The 1477-nt window shown below is 36.4% G+C and carries 1 protein-coding gene and 2 pseudogenes; all 3 read left to right on the top strand.

Annotated features, from left to right (window positions below):
* Positions 1 to 102: pseudogene (locus E2R31_RS09960) on the top strand (CPBP family intramembrane glutamic endopeptidase); the annotation flags it as partial.
* A 171-nt stretch (positions 103 to 273) separates the two neighbouring features.
* Entirely contained in the window at positions 274 to 948 is a 675-nt protein-coding gene (locus E2R31_RS03360; protein ID WP_132972819.1) for a CPBP family intramembrane glutamic endopeptidase, read from the top strand.
* Between the two features lie 11 nt (positions 949 to 959).
* Positions 960 to 1477, top strand: a pseudogene (locus E2R31_RS03355) (CPBP family glutamic-type intramembrane protease); the annotation flags it as partial.

The raw sequence follows: 1477 nt of genomic DNA, 5'->3' as shown, positions 1-1477 counted from the left end.
ATATTTGCAGTCTTATTTAGAGCAACAAAGTCCATTTATTGGCCTATTGGACTGCATATAGTCTACAACGGTATTGGTCAAATTCTGCCCTTGTTGTTTTAGAGGTTTTTGAAGCATTGTAAATAACAAAAGAGAATACTAGTTGTGAAATTAAAAATTCCTGAGTCAGTTTGTGGTATTGGACCAAGCCCTTACGGAGCTTTTGATTGGATGAAAGGACTCTGGGTAGGTTTGGCTGAAAGGCGACGTAAATAAAACTTAAAAGGATCAACTATGAAAGAGAAAGAAACGAAATTTTATCTAGGGACCATTTTGGTGCTTGTGTCCTATTACTTGATTTTTAATCTTGTAGCAAAATTAGACTCAGTGAGCCAGTTATCTGATTTGGGATTTTATGGGATTCAAATTTTATTGATAGTAATTGAGGGAATTGTTGCTACTGTGGTTCTTGTAAAGAGTCAACGTTGGAAAGAGTACGGTCGATTCGAGTTTCGTTGGTCCTATCTGGGTATCTTCTTTCTTTCCTTTATATTGATGTTTTTGTGGGTAAATATAACGACTCGGATCTTTCCCGGCACGCAAAATGGGAGTGCTATAAAAGAAACCGTAGCCAATTTGACGGGAATTAGTTATTTTGTGACACGTATTCTCTACGGCAGTTTTATTGCTCCGATAGTTGAGGAGTTAGTTTTCCGTGGACTTCTGATGACATCCCTAACTAAATTTAAAAAATACTATATTGACGTCATCATTTCTTCCACACTCTTTAGTCTCATCCATGTTTTACAATATGGATGGGTGTTAACAGACTTCATCGTTTATGCAGGAGCAGGTCTGCTATTCTGTATGCTATTTCGTTATACTCGTTCAGTTTATTGGTCAATGACACTCCACATCTTGTGGAATACCTTTTTAATCATCATCAGCTTATTGGTGTTTGGATATTAGAGAGGTGATATATGAAAAAGATAATCTCATGTTCCTACTTTTTTGTAGCCATTCTACTTGTCATTGCTGACCAGTTCTTCATTCGTCTGCTTTTACACAGTGACCTTGTTGCTGGTCTATCTGACTTTTCCTATTATTTGTCGGATATGATGTTGAATTTTCTTGTGGTTTTATTTGCTCTTATTGCTATGATTTGGTCGGGGAAATGGCAGAAAATCAACAGTAGAAAGTTTAAAGGATCCTATCTTTTCTATTCCTTTTTAGCTCTGCTTGCTTTTGTTGTTTGGAATTTCGTCACATTTTATCTTTTCCCATCTACCAAAAATGAAATTGCTTATCAACTGGATGTTCCTACTTTTACAGGAGTTACGGTATTTTTGATGTATTTTTTCTATCCTGTGATTGCAGGTCCCATTTTTGAAGAGATGATTTATCGTGGATTGGTGATGACTGCTCTGGAAAAAGGGAAGAAATGGGGACTGGATGTACTCGGATCAGCTATATTATTTGGAATCTTGCACATTAGTAG

This window comes from Streptococcus downii, from assembly GCF_004353325.1.
Taxonomy (GTDB): domain Bacteria; phylum Bacillota; class Bacilli; order Lactobacillales; family Streptococcaceae; genus Streptococcus; species Streptococcus downii.
This window is presented reverse-complemented; position numbering and strand designations above follow the sequence as displayed.

Excerpts from the sequence above, each read along its gene's own strand:
- E2R31_RS03360 (WP_132972819.1), top strand. The coding sequence starts at position 274 with ATGAAAGAGAAAGAAACGAAATTTTATCTAGGGACCATTTTGGTGCTT.